The 19,114-nt window shown below is 39.7% G+C and carries 14 protein-coding genes and 2 pseudogenes; 6 read left to right on the top strand and 10 right to left on the bottom strand.

The features are described from left to right. Positions 1 to 170: 170 nt before the first annotated feature. The gene (gene yddG, locus ACTRWE_RS08885; RefSeq protein WP_462879859.1) at positions 171 to 1,073 is read left to right on the top strand and encodes an aromatic amino acid DMT transporter YddG; all 903 of its coding nucleotides are present in this window, start codon (positions 171 to 173) and stop codon (positions 1,071 to 1,073) included. 52 nt (positions 1,074 to 1,125) lie between these two features. On the opposite strand, the gene ACTRWE_RS08880 is transcribed toward yddG, so the two are convergent. Next, on the bottom strand, positions 1,126 to 1,545 hold the full coding sequence (locus ACTRWE_RS08880) for an MAPEG family protein (RefSeq protein ID WP_350606673.1): 420 nt from the start codon (positions 1,543 to 1,545) through the stop codon (positions 1,126 to 1,128). Positions 1,546 to 1,824: 279 nt separating this feature from the next. Here ACTRWE_RS08880 and ACTRWE_RS08875 point away from each other — a divergent pair, with 279 nt between their 5' ends. After that, positions 1,825 to 2,991 (top strand): DUF3103 family protein, encoded by a 1,167-nt coding sequence (locus ACTRWE_RS08875; protein ID WP_462879876.1) that lies wholly within the window; start codon positions 1,825 to 1,827, stop codon positions 2,989 to 2,991. A gap of 301 nt (positions 2,992 to 3,292) precedes the next feature. Here the strand turns inward: ACTRWE_RS08875 and ACTRWE_RS08870 are convergent, their stop codons facing one another. From ACTRWE_RS08870 to ACTRWE_RS08855, 4 genes are all read right to left on the bottom strand, one after another. Further along, complete coding sequence (locus tag ACTRWE_RS08870; RefSeq protein ID WP_462879858.1) at positions 3,293 to 4,414, bottom strand: ABC transporter permease; 1,122 nt, start codon at positions 4,412 to 4,414, stop codon at positions 3,293 to 3,295. A gap of 2 nt (positions 4,415 to 4,416) precedes the next feature. Then, entirely contained in the window at positions 4,417 to 7,206 is a 2,790-nt protein-coding gene (gene rbbA, locus ACTRWE_RS08865; RefSeq protein ID WP_462879857.1) for a ribosome-associated ATPase/putative transporter RbbA, read from the bottom strand. After that, positions 7,206 to 8,210 (bottom strand): HlyD family secretion protein, encoded by a 1,005-nt coding sequence (locus tag ACTRWE_RS08860; RefSeq protein WP_128583623.1) that lies wholly within the window; start codon positions 8,208 to 8,210, stop codon positions 7,206 to 7,208. Before ACTRWE_RS08860 ends, rbbA begins: the two co-directional genes overlap by 1 nt. A 354-nt stretch (positions 8,211 to 8,564) precedes the next feature. Further along, positions 8,565 to 9,578, bottom strand: a complete 1,014-nt coding sequence (locus ACTRWE_RS08855; protein WP_128583624.1) for an endonuclease/exonuclease/phosphatase family protein — start codon at positions 9,576 to 9,578, stop codon at positions 8,565 to 8,567. Positions 9,579 to 9,812: 234 nt separating this feature from the next. On the opposite strand from ACTRWE_RS08855, the gene ACTRWE_RS08850 reads away from it, so the two are divergent. Both ACTRWE_RS08850 and ACTRWE_RS08845 read left to right on the top strand, forming a co-directional pair. Then, complete coding sequence (locus ACTRWE_RS08850; protein WP_462879856.1) at positions 9,813 to 11,075, top strand: valine--pyruvate transaminase; 1,263 nt, start codon at positions 9,813 to 9,815, stop codon at positions 11,073 to 11,075. A 405-nt stretch (positions 11,076 to 11,480) separates the two neighbouring features. Then, positions 11,481 to 12,680 (top strand): Nramp family divalent metal transporter, encoded by a 1,200-nt coding sequence (locus ACTRWE_RS08845; protein ID WP_462879855.1) that lies wholly within the window; start codon positions 11,481 to 11,483, stop codon positions 12,678 to 12,680. A 74-nt stretch (positions 12,681 to 12,754) separates the two neighbouring features. Here the strand turns inward: ACTRWE_RS08845 and ACTRWE_RS08840 are convergent, their stop codons facing one another. Then, positions 12,755 to 13,216: a hypothetical protein gene (locus tag ACTRWE_RS08840; protein ID WP_076920944.1), complete on the bottom strand. Its 462-nt coding sequence runs from the start codon at positions 13,214 to 13,216 to the stop codon at positions 12,755 to 12,757. Here ACTRWE_RS08840 and ACTRWE_RS08835 point away from each other — a divergent pair. After that, positions 13,201 to 14,382 carry a PQQ-dependent sugar dehydrogenase gene (locus ACTRWE_RS08835; RefSeq protein WP_462879854.1) on the top strand — a complete coding sequence of 394 codons (1,182 nt, stop codon included), beginning with the start codon at positions 13,201 to 13,203 and terminating at the stop codon, positions 14,380 to 14,382. The two genes, ACTRWE_RS08840 and ACTRWE_RS08835, sit on opposite strands and share 16 nt — an antisense overlap. A 243-nt stretch (positions 14,383 to 14,625) precedes the next feature. Here ACTRWE_RS08835 and ACTRWE_RS08830 read toward each other — a convergent pair whose 3' ends face one another. Beyond that, on the bottom strand, positions 14,626 to 15,054 hold the full coding sequence (locus tag ACTRWE_RS08830) for a retropepsin-like aspartic protease (protein ID WP_290187479.1): 429 nt from the start codon (positions 15,052 to 15,054) through the stop codon (positions 14,626 to 14,628). 281 nt (positions 15,055 to 15,335) lie between these two features. Between ACTRWE_RS08830 and ACTRWE_RS08825 the strand changes: the two are divergent. After that, positions 15,336 to 15,623, top strand: a pseudogene (locus ACTRWE_RS08825) (transposase); the annotation flags it as partial. Between the two features lie 75 nt (positions 15,624 to 15,698). Here ACTRWE_RS08825 and ACTRWE_RS08820 read toward each other — a convergent pair. From ACTRWE_RS08820 to ACTRWE_RS08810, 3 genes and pseudogenes are all read right to left on the bottom strand, one after another. After that, positions 15,699 to 17,756, bottom strand: coding sequence for a tetratricopeptide repeat-containing diguanylate cyclase (locus ACTRWE_RS08820; protein ID WP_462879853.1), 2,058 nt, complete (start codon positions 17,754 to 17,756; stop codon positions 15,699 to 15,701). Positions 17,757 to 17,932: 176 nt separating this feature from the next. Further along, positions 17,933 to 18,455: pseudogene (locus ACTRWE_RS08815) on the bottom strand (diguanylate cyclase domain-containing protein); the annotation flags it as partial. Between the two features lie 264 nt (positions 18,456 to 18,719). After that, on the bottom strand, positions 18,720 to 19,114 hold a 395-nt coding region (locus ACTRWE_RS08810; RefSeq protein WP_462879852.1), incomplete at its 5' end, for a DUF7281 domain-containing protein.

The raw sequence follows: 19,114 nt of genomic DNA, 5'->3' as shown, positions 1-19,114 counted from the left end.
AGGGCGGGCCATTATTATAGCCTGCTCTTGTTTACTAAAATTAAACTTATTATTTGATTTTAAAGCTATTTATAGTTATTTAGTCGAATTTTATAGTCTACCTCTTGCCCCACTGTTTTTAAAATGTCACATTCGCGGCTGACTTTTTATCATTCATCAAGCAATTCACCATGTCATTTTTAAGCAAACATAAATACACCCTCTATGGGGTGCTCGCAATTTTGCTCTGGAGCAGTTTAACTGCCTTTATTCGTGATTTATCAGAATTATTCAGCCCAATTGGCGGTGCTGCTTTAATTTACAGCGTCAGTGCGATTTTTTTAATACTAGTCATGGGTGTACCAAGGTTAAGCAATTACCCAAAACGCTATTTAGTCTTTGGTGGCAGCTTATTTGTTATTTACGAAATGTGTTTAGCGTTATCCCTCGGCTTTGCAAATAGTCGCCAGCAAGCGTTAGAAATGGCAATTATTAACTACCTTTGGCCAGCGTTAACCATTTTATTTTCGATTATTGTTAACCGCACTAAAGTAAGCGTATTAGTCTACCCGAGCATACTGATTGCGTTTTTAGGCGTTGCATGGTGTATTGCTGGCAACAGTGGTTTATCTATGGCTGTATTAACCGCTAATATTAGCGACAACCCATTACCCTACTCTATGGCGTTTGCAGCAGCGTTTATTTGGGCTGTGTATTGCAGTGTAACGGTTAAACTTAGCGAGGGTAAAAATGCCATTAATGTGTTTTTTGCAGCCACGGCAATTTCTTTATGGATAAGTTACGGACTGAGTAATGAACCCAGCTTTGAGTTTAACGTATATTCTAGTTTTACTTTATTGCTGGCAGGGGTGGTTATTGGTGGAGGTTACGCATTGTGGAACCAAGCAATCATTGGCGGTAATCTAGTGTTGTTAGGCACCTTGTCTTACTTTACTCCTGTATTGTCTACGCTATTTGCCTCTATTTACTTATCACTATCGCTCACCAACGCATTTTGGCAAGGCGTAGTATTAGTTACATTAGGCTCATTAATGTGTTTTATTGTAACGCGAAAAACAAAGCCAGCCCAATAAAATAAGTAAGCGAAAAGCTAGAGACTGTCTGCTTTTCGCTTTAATCATTTACTTAACTAGCTAATCGCAGTCCTAACAGCACTAACATCACAATGTTTGTAATCACACCGATTAAAAAGAAGTAACTACGCGGGCTGGGGTTTTTCTCGGTGGCAATGGCGTAATACAGTGCCATATGAATTAAACGTGCAATAACGTAAACCCAAATACAGATTGCAAAAACCGAACTGTGGTAATTAATCACAAAGGCAAATAAAACCGTTCCTATAAATAACGCACTATTTTCTAATGTGTTATGAAAGGTGCGATGCGCTCTAAATATAAAACTCTCATGAGATAGGTCTTTATCAATTTTTCCTGGTACAGCCCCAGGCTGTTTGGCTTTACTAAACGTTGCCACTGCCCACTGAACTAACATCATAATTAAATATAAATAAAATGCTATAAACGCTGAATGTGCTATATCGGTCATTGTTTAATCCTTTGTGTTGTTATTAGAGTAGTAGTTACAGCAACTATCAAGCCAAAGATAAGTCACTGATGTATATAGTAATTACTTTTTAGTAAAATAATTTTTTGTAATAGATTCATTCTTTATATAAAACTTACTCTATCACAGCGTCTTGGTATTTTTTTAGAGTCTGAGCGCAACTTAAAACCAGTACTAATTACGTATTTTATAATTTTTATTTGAGCATTTATTCTAAGTGTTGTTTTATAGTGTTACTGATAACGGAACGGTAAAATGAATATGATGAATAAAATAACCAAATGCTTGGTAACCTTAGCGCTATTGAACTGTGTATCAGCGCCCGCTTTTTCAGCTCAATATGAAATCGAAAAAGGTGAAAACTTGGCTAAGTTGGCGCAATACAAAGACGTAGCCACCATTAAACGCAATTTCGCAAAACAAATAGCGCTTAATTACAGTGTATTAAACGCTGATCTTAAACAAACGCTAAGCCAATATAAACTGGTTTTGAATGCGGATCAGCTACCGTCTTTAGGTATGCACACACAACAAAATACTCGTTTAGCAAACAACGCGTTACAACAACTGAAAGGTTTACCACAAAACACCGGTAGTTTGTTACAAGTGCGTTTGGCAAGCGATAAAATGCTTAGCGCTTGGCAGCAAGGCGAACGCCCTTTATTTGCATTTGCACCCGCTGGTGACGATACGCAATGGAGCGAGATTGAAGCGTTCGATCAGTATGGTGACATTCATTATCTTAGTGTTGACCAAATGCCGACCCAACCTGTCTTTATTGTCGAATTAGATCAACAAAAAGTACAAGATGCGGGTATTGCAGTAATGAGAGGAATTTTATCTACTAACAAATTCAGTAAAACCACGGTTAGTCCAAAAAACCAGTTAAGCAATGAACAACCACTGCAAACCAGTGTATTGAAAAAAATACGCTTAGAAGATGATAAAGAACCTTGGATCTCAGGTGGTGCTGAAATTTATGCCATTGTAACGGGTATCGACCCGACCCGAGATGAACCAATATTAGATATCGTTGATTTACCTTATTTAGATCATGACAAAACTGATTACAGCCCTAATCAGGTGCTAATTCATTGGCAACGTTATCGTTGGCAAGCGGTTGATTTACTCTTAATGGAACAAGATGACAACACCAACTATAAAACTCTAGCAATAAAATTATTAGAAATATCAGAGCAAGTAATGGCGAGCATTCCTGATTTACAAGCGCAGGGTTATGCCATTATCCCTATGCTGACCAATGAACTACTTAAAGCAATGCCGGATGAGTGGTTTACTAATAATGACGATTATGTTGATGTTTTTTACACGCTGTTTGAAAACAAAGACTATCAAGAATATAAAGGTGCAAGCAGTAATGCGACCATTACGCTGTCTCCTTTAGAAATTAACCCAAGACTAAACTAAGTCATCCCCATTCGCTTAATTATTATTGCGGATGGTATCACTCCCCCATACTTCAATAGCCACCGATTAGCGCTTTAACGTTAACGGGTGGCTTTATCTTAAAGTCATTTTTTGAAAACACGCGCTATATTTAATACCAATCTGCTTGGATATAGGATCTATTTTAACGATAAGAAAATTGCTCTATAACTAGGCAAAATTTTTGATATCTAGTTGTTCTAAATGAAAAATTCTTAACAACGTTATAGGGTGATTTAATTCGTTAAATTGTTCAAATATTTATGCAGGTTGGTATATTACCCTAACCTTGCGCCACTGATTTACGAAAGCGCATTAATGCAACAGTAAAAAACACACTGCCAATAACAACTAACGCTAAAAAGTAAGGCCAAACTACATCCCACCCTGCCCCTCGGTATAAAATTGCTTGAGCAAATTTTACAAAATGCGTTGTTGGCGCCAATAACATAATATTTTGCACCACCTCAGGCATACTTTCTCGCGGCGTAACACCGCCAGAGAGCATTTGTAATGGTAATAAAATTAAGATCATCAATAACCCGAGTTGCGGCATAGTGCGCGCCTGCGTTCCCAACAATATACCCAGCGATGTGGTCGCAAATAAATGAATAGCAACGCCAAATAAAAATAAGCCTGGCGAGCCATGAATAGGCACTTGTAACAAACCTTCGATCACAATAAATAATGAAAACGTAGTCAGTAATAAAATCACTAACCCATTGGCCCAAATTTTCGCCATCACTATTTCAAAGGGGCTTAATGGCATCACTAATAAATGCTCTAATGTGCCGTGTTCGCGTTCACGGATCACCGCGGCGCCAGTTAAAATAATCGAAATCATTGTGATCACGTTCATTAATTCCATCACGCTACCAAACCATACACTTGTCATGTTTGGATTAAACATAATGTGCGCCGATTGCTTTATTGGCAGTGAATAAACGGTTCGATAACCTTGCACAAACTCATTTACTTCGCCGTTAATAATGGTTTGAATATAGTTATCACCAATAAATGCTTGCGACATGCGCGTAGCATCTATATTTACTTGAATTGTAGGTTGCTTAGCTGCAAGTACATCACGCTCAAAATAAGGCGGGATATTAAGCACAAAAGTATAACGGCCATTATCCATAGCTGAGTCAACATCGCTTAATGAAATACTGTCTGGCGTTTTAAAGTAAGGCTCATAAAAGGCATTAATAATACGCTTAGATAATTGCGATTGGTCGTGATCAACAACTGCAATCGGCGCATTATTTAACTCTATCGACGTGGCTGAAGCCACCACATAAATCAGCCCAGTAAAAGCAAAAAAAACGAATAGCAGCAAAATCTTATCACGCCATAAACTACGCAACTCTTTAATACCTAAATTAACAATGTTTCCGCGACGTTGCATGGCTATTTGTCCTGCTTTGGAAGTAAAAATACACTGGCCAGAGTCAGCACGGGTATAAAAGCGAATAAAGGCAGTAGCTGGGCTGATAAATCAGAAAAATTAAGCGCTTTATTAAAGACCCCCCGACATGCCTCTAAAAAGTAGGTGGTCGGAAACAGTTTACCAATAATCGCACCAAACCCTTCTAAGGAAGAAACAGGGTCAATTAGCCCACAAAAGTTAACGGCAATCATCAACACAACCACTGTAGTGGCTGCCAGTGCTGAAATTTGTGTTTTTGTAAAAGCCGAAATTAACAGCCCCACTCCGGTAGTCGCTGTAACGTATAATAATGCAGCCAAACTAAGCGCCCAAAAGCTGCCTTTTAGCGCCACACCAAACACGGTAATAGCAAGTGCGACTAAGCCAAAAAAGCTGATCATACTCACTAAAATGTAAGGCAGCTGTTTGCCAATAATAAATTCCAGCCGGTTAACCGGTGTTACATATAAGTTTATGATTGAACCCAACTCTTTTTCCCGCACTACGCCAAGCGCCATCAATATCGCAGGAATAAATACCAATAGCAGTGGAATAACCGCCGGCACCATGGCCTCAATGCTTTTAAAATCTTGGTTATAACGATAGCGAGATTCAATATTAGCGGGCACTAAGTTTGGTACTTGTGCATAAGTGCGTAAAGATAAGTTGGTTAAATAGCTGTAATACACGCCGCTCATATAACCATTAATCGTTTCTGCCCTAAACGGCATAGAACCATCAACCCACACTACAATTTCAGGTTTACGGCCGCGTTTAAATTGCTGAGCAAAGTTAGGTGGAATTTCAACGGCCACGCTTAACTCACCACTTCGCATTCGTTTATCAAGTTCTTGCGGGCTTTTAATATCTGCTTTTTGAATAAAGTAACGTGAACCTGCCATATTTTGAATGTAGTTGCGGCTCTCGGGTGATTGGTCTTGATCTAGTACCGCAAAGCTTAAATCTTCAACATCAAATGTAATGCCGTAACCTAAAATAAACAGCAAAATTATCGAGCCCATTAAAGCAAACGTTAGGCGAATAGGATCGCGCCATAACTCTAGCGTTTCGCGATGCGCATAACCAAATAGCCGCAACAAACTAAATGTGGGGTTAGTGTTATTTTTACGAGTAGCGGGCGCTGTAGCCAATGCTTTGGGTTTATCCGTTATCGATACTTGTATCGCCGAGCTTGCTCCCGCTGCATTTACCGCCTCTTCTAAATATTCAATAAAGGCAGCTTCTAGTGTGTCGGTATTACGCGCTTGGCACAGTGCAGCTGGCGTATCGCTGGCAAGTATTTTACCTGCATGCATTAACGAAATTCTATCGCAACGTGCCGCTTCATCCATAAAGTGAGTCGAAATAAAAATAGTCACGCCTTGTTCGCGCGAAAGCTCAATGAGTAGCTGCCAAAAGTCATCCCTTGCAACGGGGTCTACCCCCGATGTGGGCTCATCAAGTATGAGCATTTCAGGGCTATGTACTACCGCAACAGCAAGCGATAAACGCTGGCGAATACCTAGGGGCAAATCGGTAGGAAAATCGTCACTGTATTTTTTAAGGTTAAACCGAGTAATTAAATCTTTAACGCGCGGCTCTATTTTCTCTGCAGGTAAGTGAAATAAACGCGCATGCAATACCAAGTTTTGCTTCACTGTAAGCTCGTTATAAAGCGAAAACGCTTGTGACATAAAACCAACGCGTTTGCGGCTTTCTATATTATTGGCATCGACCTTTTCACCAAACAATTTTGCTTCGCCTCTGGTTGCCGGTTGTAACCCCGTAAGCATTTTCATTGTGGTAGTTTTTCCACAGCCATTTGAGCCTAAAAAGCCAAAAATTTCACCTTGCTCAATACTCAAGCTCACCTTGTTAACGGCGGTAAAATCGCCAAATGTTTTACATAATCCATTTGCTTCTATAGCGAACTGAGTTGTTTTTATGTCTTGTTTACGAGGTGGCACAACTAACCGCTGATGATCATGGCGCTTTTCTTCAGGAAGTAATGCTATAAAGGCTTCATCAAGCGATTCTTTATTAGTTTGCGCTTTCAGGTTTTGTGGGCTGCCCGTACCGATTACTTTTCCATCGTCCATAGCGACTAGCCAATCAAAATCATCGGCTTCTTCCATGTAGGCGGTCGCAACCAGTACGCTCATTTGTGTATTTTCAGCGCGAATACTGTTTATTAATTGCCAAAATTGACGACGCGATAGCGGATCAACTCCGGTAGTTGGCTCATCTAAAATTAATAATTGAGGGTCATGGATCAGTGCGCAGCACAAACCGAGTTTTTGTTTCATCCCACCAGAGAGCTTTTCTGCGGGGCGATCGGCAAATGCCTCTAAGCCTGTACTTTTTAAAAGGTTATTAATTCGTTGTTTTCGCTCGGCTTTATTTTGAGAAAATAGACGACCAAAAAAATCTATATTTTCAAACACAGAAAGTGTTGGATACACATTTTTGCCAAGCCCTTGAGGCATGTAAGCAATGCGTGGCGACACCGTATTACGAAAACCACTGCTGCGCATATTGCCGTTTAATACCTCAACCTCCCCCTCTTGAATCGCCCTTGCCCCCGCTATAAGTGCCAGCAAGCTTGATTTTCCTACGCCATCAGGGCCTATAAACCCGACCATTTTCCCGGCAGGTAATGAAATACTAATGTTGTCCAGCACGCGATTATTAGCATAGCGATGGCTCACCTTAGTAAGCGTAACCACACTTTCACTTGGTGGCTTTTGAATGTTTTTATCGTCGTTATCCATTATTCAGGCACTCGTACCTGTAACGACGTAGGCCAATTTTTTTCAGGCGCTAACAACACATAAGCAAGCCCTGGCACCCCTGTTTTTACTTGTTTGATATGATCTTTTAATAACTGCGAGTCGAGCTTTACCTTAACTCTAAACATCAGTTTATCGCGCTCGTTTCGGGTTTCTACCGATTTAGGGGTAAATTGCGCCTGTGCAGATACAAACGTCACTTTAGCCGGTAATGTATACTCGGCAACAGCATCAATAACAATGCGTGCTTGTGAGCCTATTGTTACCTTGCCCGCTTGCGCGGTTGGTAAATATATACTCATATAAACATCGGTTAAATCCAATAACGATAAAACCTTACCACCACTGCCAAGCACTTCGCCAGGTTCAGCTAATCGATACAATATGCGTCCATTGATTGGTGCTGTTAACGTGCTGTCGGCTATGTTGCTTTGTAATCGCTCAATACGTGCCTGCGCTGCTTCTATTTCAGCATCCGACTGCACAACTTTTACGTTTGCCGCGGTTAAAGCAGCTTGCGCAATAGCAGAGGTGGTTCGTTGTTGATCTACCACTTCTTTTGAAATATGGCCTTTTTCTAATAATTTTGCAGAGCGGCGCAATTCAGTTTGTGCAAAATTAAGCTCACTTTTATGCTGCTCTACAATCGCTAATGCGTATTTACGAGACTCATTAGCAACACGAAGCCCCGCCTGAGCTTCACGTAACTGTGCATTTAAATCATCAGTATCAATAACCGCTAACGTTTGACCCGCTTTGACCATATCGCCTTCTTGCACCATAACGTCAACTAAGCGGCCCGGTAATTTTGTAGCAATATCGTACTCAGTCGCTTCAATTCGCCCATTTCCATAGGCAACACTGTCAGGGAGTTGTTCAGCAAATGATGTAGGTTGCAAGGTTTGCCAAGCATACCAGCCAGCCCCGCCCACAATGACCAAAACAGCGAGCTTACTCAAAGATTTGAACGTTGATTTAATTGTCATGTGCTAAAACTCCATGTATGTAAAAAGTATATAAGTGAGGGTAGTCAAGGTAAAAATTTTTAGGATACAGCACGCTATTTGTTATATAAAAGCAACCCTGCTTTGTAAGTACAACAAGGGTAGTTGTAATAAGCGATTTAAACGAACTTAAAAATCCAGCGTCACTAATTTACCACTCTCACCGTTAATAAAGATGATGTGGATCAATATAAATTAGAGTTAATGCACTAATTATTAGTGATTTTTTAAAACAGCAGGATAAAAGAAAGGGAAAACATCAAGGCACCTACTGAGCGCCTTAATACTAATTATGTCAGCGGCAGATTAGCTTACAATTTATAGTAACAAAACCCGCTACGACCTTAATGCTAAGCTAATCAATACCACGCCATGATCGGTGCTTAAATCATCACGCTCAAATTCAGGGTTAATTAAATGACGATCGTAAGTATGGTACTGGCTCACCTCAAAAAAGCTGTCGTCGTAACTTGAGTCAAACTCGCAAGACAACAAAATGTAGTCAAGCACTGAACTGCTCGCGCCAAAATAATGGGTAGGCTTTCGCTTTAAATCCACTGTATTTTCATTATTTTGATTAGCCAAATTTAATTGCGACTTTGCAAATAACTGCCACGCATCGTTAAGGCAATATTTTGCAAGGTAAGTGTTACTGTCAAACGCAGGGGCAAAGCGCAGTGTATTTGTTAGTAAATGGCTTAAAACGCCATCGGCTAAGTCGTTGTTAAAATCGCCCATTAAAACCATTGGGTTTTGTGAAGATTCGCGGCGTGCAATGATGTCTATCATCAGCAATGTAGCCTCACTGCCGCGCTGAATAGTTGAGCCCCAACTCCCTGCTATATCGGCTTTTAATAGCTCGATAATATTTTTTTCGGGTGTGAGGTCTTTGTTTTGCTCATCAAGCTCTATCATTGAGCGCTTAGACTTAAAATGCACCACATAACAATCCGTGTTGCCGATATGCGGTAAAGTTATTGTAGCTCTAAGCACCTTTCGGCTAAATGTAAAATCATCAGTTAAACCAAGGGTTTGAGCAAGCTCATGGTCGTGCTCAACAGTTGCCACTTCAACGATGGGGTATTTAGCAGCAAGCGCTACTACAGGGCGTTTGTAAATAAAGTCGTCGATTACCTGGGGCTCATCTACCACGCCAAAGTACGTATAGCCTTGATCTTTAACTAATTCTTTAAGCGACTTAATACTAAATACTTCCTGAAAACCAATCACATCAGGCTGATGTTCGGTTAAGTAATTTACAAGCCAACGCTGCTTTTTAGCCCACTGCTCTGCGGTGTATATGCGTTCAAATTCATAATAGGCATTAGGCGGCTCAAGGTAATTAAACAAGTTAAAAGTGGCAATTTTAAGAATCGTATCAGTAATAACCGAATCATCTGCTTTGGTGTTTAAAGGTGTTTTAGTGTGTGATTCAAGGTTGCTGATAAGGCTGCCCTACTTAAAATATGAAAAACGATTATAGCGGGTTATCGCTATAGTAATCTAATCGGTGAAAATTTTTCAATATCAAATTCATAGTGTTAATTTACACTAACTTATCATTTTTAAAGGCACACAGTCATTATGGATTACTCAAACTTCGGCACTAAATTTACTCAACCTAATGGTATTACTCAGTTAATGGAAGATTTAGGCGATGCTAAAAACAGTAATAATCCAAATATTGTTATGCTCGGTGGTGGTAATCCGGCCTTAGTGCCTGAGGTTAATAATATTTTTATCAATGAGTTACAAAAGCTTGTTGCTAATAATACACTTTCCAACGTATTTGGACTTTACGATGGCCCAACAGGTAATGATGCATTTCGTGCAGCTCTGGCCAAGCAACTAAAAAGTGAATACTCATGCGATTTAACCGCAAATAATATAGCGCTTGGTAATGGCAGCCAAGCCAATTTTTTTGTGTTATTTAATCTGTTAGCTGGCAGTATGCCGGATGGAAGCCATAAAAAGGTTTTATTTCCGCTGGCTCCTGAATATGTAGGCTATGCAGATCAAGGCTTAACTGACGATATGTTTGTAGCAATAAAGCCCGATATCGAAATTTTAAATACTGAAAGTGGCTCAAACCAATTTAAATATATCATTAATTTTAAAGCTGTTGAGCAAGTATTAGCAAGCGACAGCAGCATTAGCGCACTGTGTGTATCGCGCCCGACTAACCCAACAGGCAATGTCATTACTGATGAAGAAGTACAGCATCTCGATTTATTGGCTAAGCAATATAATATCCCACTGATCATTGATAACGCCTACGGCGACCCATTCCCTGGGTGTATTTATACCGACGCAAACTTAACCTGGAACTCAAACATTATTTTATGCATGTCGCTTTCCAAGCTTGGCCTACCGGGTTTGCGAACCGGTATTGTAGTGGCTAACAATGACATAATTAAAGCCATTGGCCATGTAAATGGCAGTATGGTTTTATCGCCGAACAGTTTTGGCCCAAGTTTAGTAACGCGCCTAATTAATGAGGATGAACTCCTCCCGCTGTGTAAAAATTCAGTGCTGCCTTTTTATCGAGAAAAAGCACAAACAGCAATGAACTTGTTTGATGAAATATTTGCCCACCTCCCCGTTTACTTACACAAAGTAGAAGGCGCATTTTTTATGTGGCTGTGGTTTAAAGAGGCAAAAATAACCAGCGAACAACTTTACCAAAAGCTCAAAGAACAGGATGTTTATATTATTCCCGGGCATAATTTTTTTATTGGTATTGATGATGCTTGGGCACACAAACACCAGTGTATTCGCATTAATTATGCAACCGATGCCAGTACTTTGCGAAAAGGCTTAGAGGCCATTAAAGCCGTGATGGCATAAATGGGTTGATATTTAGGGCATTCAAACCCTTTGCTTGAATACAGTGCGTGCAAAGCGCTTATAGTGCCTATAGTTATTGGCATAAACCTGTGAACAATTTAAGGTTATTCAGTCATCCTCTAAGCCGTTAAATAAGCCCTAAACTGAGGTAAGCGGTTATTACTGTTATTTATTAATTGTATTAATTTTGTGCAAACGCGCCACCCCCCCTTTAAATTTATATATAAGTTGGTATGCTACGCGACCTTTTTTAACATATGATTATCATCAAAAAAGGGTTTGCCAAGGGGCGGCTATCGCTGCAAGGCACTTAATATAAGTGGCAGCAATAATACAGGCATCGCGTTATAAAACGTTAGATGTAACTTTAAATAGCAATATACAAAAGTACTATTAAGGTCAATTATGCGATTAGGACCAGGACTACTCGTCACCGCTGCCTTCATTGGACCAGGGACTATTACGACTGCCAGCGTGGCAGGTGCAAACTTTGGTTTTGCACTAATATGGACATTACTGTTTTCAGTTATTGCCACCATATTATTACAATCTATGGCGGCGCGCCTTGGCGTAGCCACCGGGCAAGATTTAGCGCAAGCGCTAAGAGCTCACATTGAAACGCCCCTATTTAAATCTCTCGCTATATTTTTAGTGATCAGCGCCATTGGAGTAGGTAGTGCCGCCTATGAAGCTGGCAACCTTAGCGGTGCCAGCATGGGATTAATTGAAATATTCCCTCATGTTAATGCCCAGCTTTGGACGCCACTCATTGCATTTTTAAGTGCGGTGTTACTTTACAGCGGTAAACACAAAGTCGTTGAAAACGCGCTTATTTTATTAGTGGTTTTAATGAGCCTAGTGTTTATCTCTACACTTGTTATGGCTGCTCCCTCGCTCAGTGATGTGTTAGCAGGGTTTATTCCTAGTATGCCTGAGGGTTCAATTACCACGGTATTGGCATTAGTGGGCACCACCATAGTGCCGTATAACTTATTTTTACACTCAGGTGTTTTAGCTGCAAGACACGACAGCAAAAGTGATAAGCAAAAAGTTATTAAGCAAACTAATGTAGATACGGGTGTGTCTATCACCTTAGGTGGCGTGATCACGCTGGCAATTTTATCAACCGCGTCAGTGGCATTTTATGGCACAGATGCAGGGCAAATTAGCGCTGCCAACATGGCGGTACAACTTGAGCCATTACTTGGCGATGCTGCCCATTACTTTTTTGCTATTGGCTTATTTGCAGCAGGTTTAACCAGCGCAATAACAGCTCCCCTTGCCGGTGCATATGCAGTATGTGGCATGTTAGGTTGGTCAAATAAAATGGATAACACCCGCTTTAAAAGTGTCGCCATTGTTATTTTATTATTTGGTGCAGCCGTGGCGTCTCTGGGTTTAGACCCTGTTGCCGTGATAATTTTTGCTCAAGCAGCTAATGGCCTATTACTGCCTATTGTCACCACCTACCTTGTGTGGCTAGTTAATCAAAGCTCTGTAATGGGCAAATACACCAACTCAATGTTGGTAAACTTACTTACTTTACCGGTGTTAGTGCTTATTTTTGGCTTAAGTGGTTACAAGCTGTTTAGTTTAATTTTTTAATATCACGACGCAATTTATACACACAAAAGCCGCTATATTAATAGCGGCTTTTTACATTGCAGACCAATTCTGACTTAAAAGCCGTGATGCGCTGCCTTGTGCTTATTTTCCTTAATGAGTTTTGCAAATACATAACCCCCTACTGCACCTGCACATAATTGCGCATAAAAACCCCAACCTCTTGCACCTGCAATAATAGTAATATTCATAATTGACTCAATCGCAATTAACGCCGTTGCAAACGCCACCACACCAGCAATAACAAATAGTTGTGTACCTTGCTTGTTCATTTTTTTAGCAATAAACCAAGTAACCAAAAACGCGATAGCAAGTGCAACAGCAATAATAGCGCCATAGGTCGGTAGCAAGCCAAGCCAATCTTCAAGGATTAAGTTAACACGGTCATTAAAGCCCACTACAACACCTACATTAACTAATTGATTGACAACGTATTGACTATGAAACAAGCTAGCAAGAGTGAATGTAAGTAACCAAGAAACTAAAAATGACGGGAGTATACGTGTTAAAAACTGCATGGTTATCTCAACTTAAAATGAAACTTTTTCCTTACACTAGCAAAGGCTTGCAGGGTAAACAATCTCTATGTTGTATTACGCTACTGTCACTTTTAGCGTTTTCTTGTCACGCCAGTGCAGAGTTACCAACACAGCAATACACAGCTAGTACTTTAGCAACAGGGCTCAATTCACCGTGGAGTATGGTTAAACTCCCAAACAATACCTGGTTAATCACCGAGCGTGATGGCCATGTTGTTATCATTAAAAACAACCAACAAACCCGAGTTAAAATAAACTTCGAGGGCTTATACGTTGCAGGGCAAGGTGGTTTACTTGATGTAGTGCTTTCGCCAAATTACAGTGAATCAAAAGAAATTATATTCACTTACGCCCAAGGTGAGCTTGATGCAAACAGGCTAGTAATAGCCAAAGCCACGTTTGATGGTGCGCAATTTTCAACGCCAAAAATTATTTATAAAGTCGCCACCGATAAAGGCACACCGCAGCATTATTCTGGCCGCGCGCTTGTATTGCCTGATAATACCTTATTATTTTCAAGTGGTGATGGTTTTGACTTCCGCGAGCAAGCACAGGTTATTACCAGTCAACTTGGCAAAACATTACGCATAAACTTAAACGGCACAATACCAACCGATAACCCATATATTGAGCACGAAAACCCAAACGCACATGCCATGTATTCACTCGGGCACCGTAACTTGCAAGGCTTGGTTTATGATCACGATACACAGCAAATTATCAGCCACGAACACGGCCCCGCAGGCGGTGACGAGCTCAACTATTTAACAGCTGGCACCAATTACGGGTGGCCAGTAATAACCAACGGCGACGATTATTCACAAGCACGTATTTCCCCCTTTAGAGATTACCCTGGAATGGCTAAACCAGCCGTAGATTGGACGCCCTCAATCGCCCCATCAGGCATGGCATATTATGGTTCTAACCATGCAGCCTTCCCTTCACTGCAACGCCACGTGCTTATTACTACATTGGTCGATAAAAAGCTCTACAGTGTTAATTTAGCAAATGGTGAGTTCACCCAATTGCATATTTTCCCAGAGGCTAAAGGCAGGCTCAGAGATGTGTTTGTTACTGCTGAAGGTAATGTAGCGATATTAACGGATGGAAAAGAGGCAAAGTTAATGTTGTTTAAAGCAAATTAATTTACAAAGAGGATAAGAGACGCTGCGCTTTTAGAGGAAAGTAGCGGCTTGAATTAAGCCGCTTTAATAGCTTTAAGAACTCTGTTGGGTGGCGCCTTTGGCTTAACCAACCTACTTTATAACGTAGGTCGGATAAGTGGCAAAGCCACGCCATCCGACAAAAATGATGAATTTACTTGGGGCAACCCGATTTATCATGCTGTGCTTAATATGCAAAATAGCGACTTAAAGAAGTCGCTTTAATTACTCACAATCAGCTAATGGCTCACTAATTGTCAGTGTATCAGTGCCAAAATCTAATACAGCTTGGTATTTTCTAAAAAATGGAGAGCCTAATAATCCATGTATTATATTGTCACCACCAGCGGGCTGAACATGGTCTAGGTTTAGTGATACAAACTCTGTACTTTCAAACAACTGCCCTGCTAATTCAAATTTTAATACTTCAATCAGGCCCATTTCGTGGTCGGCTGTACCTAAACCTGCGGCATTTTCTTCACTTAGTTTCTCTTGTATTCCAAGCTTTTTAATACATGCCCTATCTAAAACAGATGCACCCGCCGCTGTATCTAAAATTAAATTTACTTTATGTCCGTTTATTTTAACTTGTATTATTTGGTGGCCTGTTTCTGTTACTTCAAATTTCAAACTTGTAGTTTTAACTAATTCCATGAATGTTCCTTATTTTGGTTAATTGACACACACTCTACTACAGTTACCTTCTAACACAACCGTATAAATGGTAAGTCACTAGCTTTCACTTATATCCTTTTGTAGTTAAAACATGGCAGAGATTTTTAAAGCTAAAAATACAAAAACTAATTTTCTTGAAGCCTATTAATTTACAAAGAGGATGAGAGGCGCTTCACTTTAAGAGGAAAATAAAGCATTAAATAAAGTTGCTTTGAGCTAATGGCGACTTGATGTCTGAAGTCAAGATTTGACCCCTTTGTTTTGTTAGTTCGTTAGCGTTAGGTGCGGAGCAAGCACTTAATGCGGTACGAAGCCACTGGCAGGTTGAAAGTATGCATTGGATGTTGGATATGAACTTTAGGGAAGATGAATCAAGAATCCGTAAGAAGCAAGGACCCCTTGTTTTTAACGTAATGAGAAAAATAGCCATGGCGTTATTTAAACAAGATACAACTAAAACAGCCAGTATGGCGAGAAAAAAGAAAATGGCAGGGCTAGACGATGATTATCGCTCAACCCTGTTAGAATCTGGGATTAAAATGCGCTAGCCATGGGGCAATTATTTTAAGATAGAACTTTATTTGCATTTATTCCCCTAAGTAATTTTCTTGTGTGAAACAAAACTAGTGCACACTGCCACCTAATCCGATAACGGCTTCTACATCAACCACTCCATCCTTAATTGCGGTCGATAAATCGGTATAAAGCAAGGCTTCTGCTTGCTCAAAACTGACATTTAAATTATTAACCATACACACTTGGTTACGGCCATTGGCCTTACTTAAATACAATGCCATATCGACTATCTGCAATACCTTCTCCCAATCCAGCTGCTCTTCGCTAACACCTGCAAAGGGTAAATGAATAAAACCACCACTTGCTGTCACATCAATACTATGCTGCTCAAACTGCACTGGTGTCTGAGCAATAGTTTTCAAAATACGCTCGATAAAGCCAGACACCTGTTGCAGCGAAATATTATCTAATAATAATATTATTTCTTCTCCACCCCAGCGCACTACAAGATCATTATCACGACAACTAGCTTGTAAACGCTTAGCCATTTCAATTAATACAGCGTCACCTGCGCTATGGCCATAGGTATCATTAATTCGTTTAAAAAAATCAATGTCTAACATTAAAAAGCCGGTTAACTTAGTGGCGGCATCAGTTTGCCGACGCTTCTCTTGTCGCCCCTGCATATGTTCAACTAAGGCTCTACGATTATATAAACCGGTTAAGGGATCACGCAGCGATTGAATAGCGAGCTGCTTGTTAGTTTCATTAAGCTTTTTATTTGACTGACGAACTTTGCGATATAAAAGATACATACCCACTGCGGCAAACAACATAAGAAGCACAAACATAAAGGTGAGTCTTTGCTGTAACTCCTGATTTTTTAATAATTGTGCTTTTAACGAGTTTTCTTGTTCTAAAATAATAATTTTTTGCGCTTTAGCTTTATTATCATAACGGTTTTGCAGCTCTGTTAAGTGCGCCTCTCTATCGGCCGAGCGAATCTTTTCCTGCAGCGCCATTTGCTTTAATAGGGTTTCTGCTTGATCTTTATATAATCCCGCTGCTGCATAGGCCTTAGCTAGCCACTCAAGTTTAGGTGCATAGTCAGATTTATTAGTACTATTCTCAAAGTAATCTAAGCTAGCTAACATTTGCTCAAGCCCTGCTTGATGCTCTGCATTCATAACCCGTATGTAACCTAAGTTTAATCTTAACAGATGCACAGAATAGGTATCGTCTAAAATTTCAGCTCGTTTTAACGCGTCTTGTAACACTTTTTTGGCAGCAGAATATTGCTTTAACTCAATATAAATGGAGCCTATATTATTTTCAAAGGTTAACGCAAGTTGCTCCCAATCCACCTTTATCGCTTCATCTAAACCTAGCCGATAAAGTGTGATAGCCTCATCCATCTTTTTCTCTTCGGCAGCGATATAACCCAGTAATAAATACAACTCAGGTAAAGTACTACTAAATTGATATTTTTTTGCATCCGAGATTAGTTGTTCTGTAATTTGTCTAGCTTGAGGCCAGTTTTTAAATTCAATATGTAAGTGGGCAATGTTGAAATTTAAGAAAAAACGGCGGCGTAGATTTAAAATATTATCAATTTTATCAATCGCATCTAAAGCTTGAATAAAATGCTCTAAAGCCTCGCTATATTGACCGTCCTCTTTATAAATACGGCCTAAAACATTATGAGCATAGTATTTAATCCGTACATCAGTAGCTTGCTCTAATTCCGTTTTAACTAAATCAGACTTAATAATAGCGTCGTCCAATTTTCCTTGATAAAGCAACATTTCTAGTTCAGTCGCATAAATCTCAGTTAAGGCATTAGGGTTTTCTGTTCGTTTAGCAATATCTAATAATTGCTGTAATAATTCAGCGCTCTGTTCAGTATTATCAGAAAAATAGGTGTTAGTTGTTAAATAACTAAGTAATCTGGCACGGCTTTGCAAGGCAGGAATGTCACTATTAGTTTCAGCAAGCTTATTAAGCATTACTATCGAAGCTTCTCTATCTGTTGCTGATAATTCAAGGTATTGGTCTAATTGTGATTCAAGCTGTTGATCAATATTAGTCTGTTCTGCTAGTACTTGAAATGCCAAGCAACTCAATAACAGCATAAACAGCGATACTAAAAAATGCTTTATCCACATAGGCTCTTTCCTGAAGGATTTTATAGTGTTAGCTAAACTTAACCTAAAAGGTTATAAATTGCACACCTTTTAGAAGTTAAAAAATGTATAGACTAAAATGTAGATTTTATTAAACAACGTAAGCGAGCATTTACTAACAAAAAAGTGCTAGCCTTAACGGTAACTATAACAACTTAATTAACGCGACCACCGGGGCCGTATTCTATCGTTATCTCCACTAATTCTTGCTCTATTGCCCTACCTAAATCACTATAAAGTAAAGACTCCGCTTGCTCGTAGGGTACTTTTAAGTCATTTACCAGATAAACCTGATTTCGACCATTTGTTTTACTTAAATATAATGCCATATCAGCAATTTGCATCACTTTTTCCCAATTTAATTGCTGCTCGCTAACCTTAGCAAAGGGTAAATGAATAAAGCCACCGCTAACGCTAACATCAATCAGATGCTGCTCAAACTGTATAGCAGGCTCAGCCACAGCTTTTAAAATACGCTGAATAAAAGGCCTTACTTGGGATATGGAGATAGTATCTAATAATAAAACAATTTCCTCTCCGCCCCAGCGCACAATAATGATCCCGACAACAACTTAAGCGCTGGCTAACTTCAATTAACACGGCATCACCGGCATTATGACCATAGTTATCATTAATACGTTTAAAAAAGTCGATATCTAACAGTAAAATGCCGGTTAAATGAGCCGTTAAGTCACTTTGCCGTTCTTTACCACTTCGCTTTTCCATATGCTAATGATCGAGCTGCTGCTCTAACTCTGGATCAACATCAGCTTCATCTGCAACTACTTGGCAGACTACGCTACTGAATAATATCAAGGCATAAATAAAACGATGTCTTATTAACATAAGCCTCCAGTTACTACGCAAATTAATATTTACATTTGAACATAACCTATAAGCTTATTGATTGTATATATTTAGCATAAAATGATGCCAATAAAGCAATCACCCTCGTAAAAAAATGGCAACCAAAGGCAGGTTTTGCATTCTCTGCTGGCGTAAGCTTTTTAACTGCTGACATAACAGCTGCAAATAAGGCTGAAAAGCACTGCTAACTTTATATTTTTGTATTTTAGCAATAAAAGGTAACTGTTTATCAGGCAGCATCGCCGCAGTTGCATGCTGCTCAACTAAATTAAAGCTAGGTAAAAGTATAGAAGAATAATGCTCATGCATAGCGATACTAACCCCTTTAGCATCAAAATCGCCAAAGTATATCATCGGTTTTTTTGTCGCTAACCAAGCTGATTGTAGTGCTTTAGCACCTTTACTATACAAGGTATCTCCACGATAAATTGCTAAACAATGACTCAAACTTAATGCAATCTCAAACTGCTCTA

The sequence above is a fragment of the Pseudoalteromonas sp. G5_S1_54_S4 genome (assembly GCF_054968565.1).
This window is presented reverse-complemented; position numbering and strand designations above follow the sequence as displayed.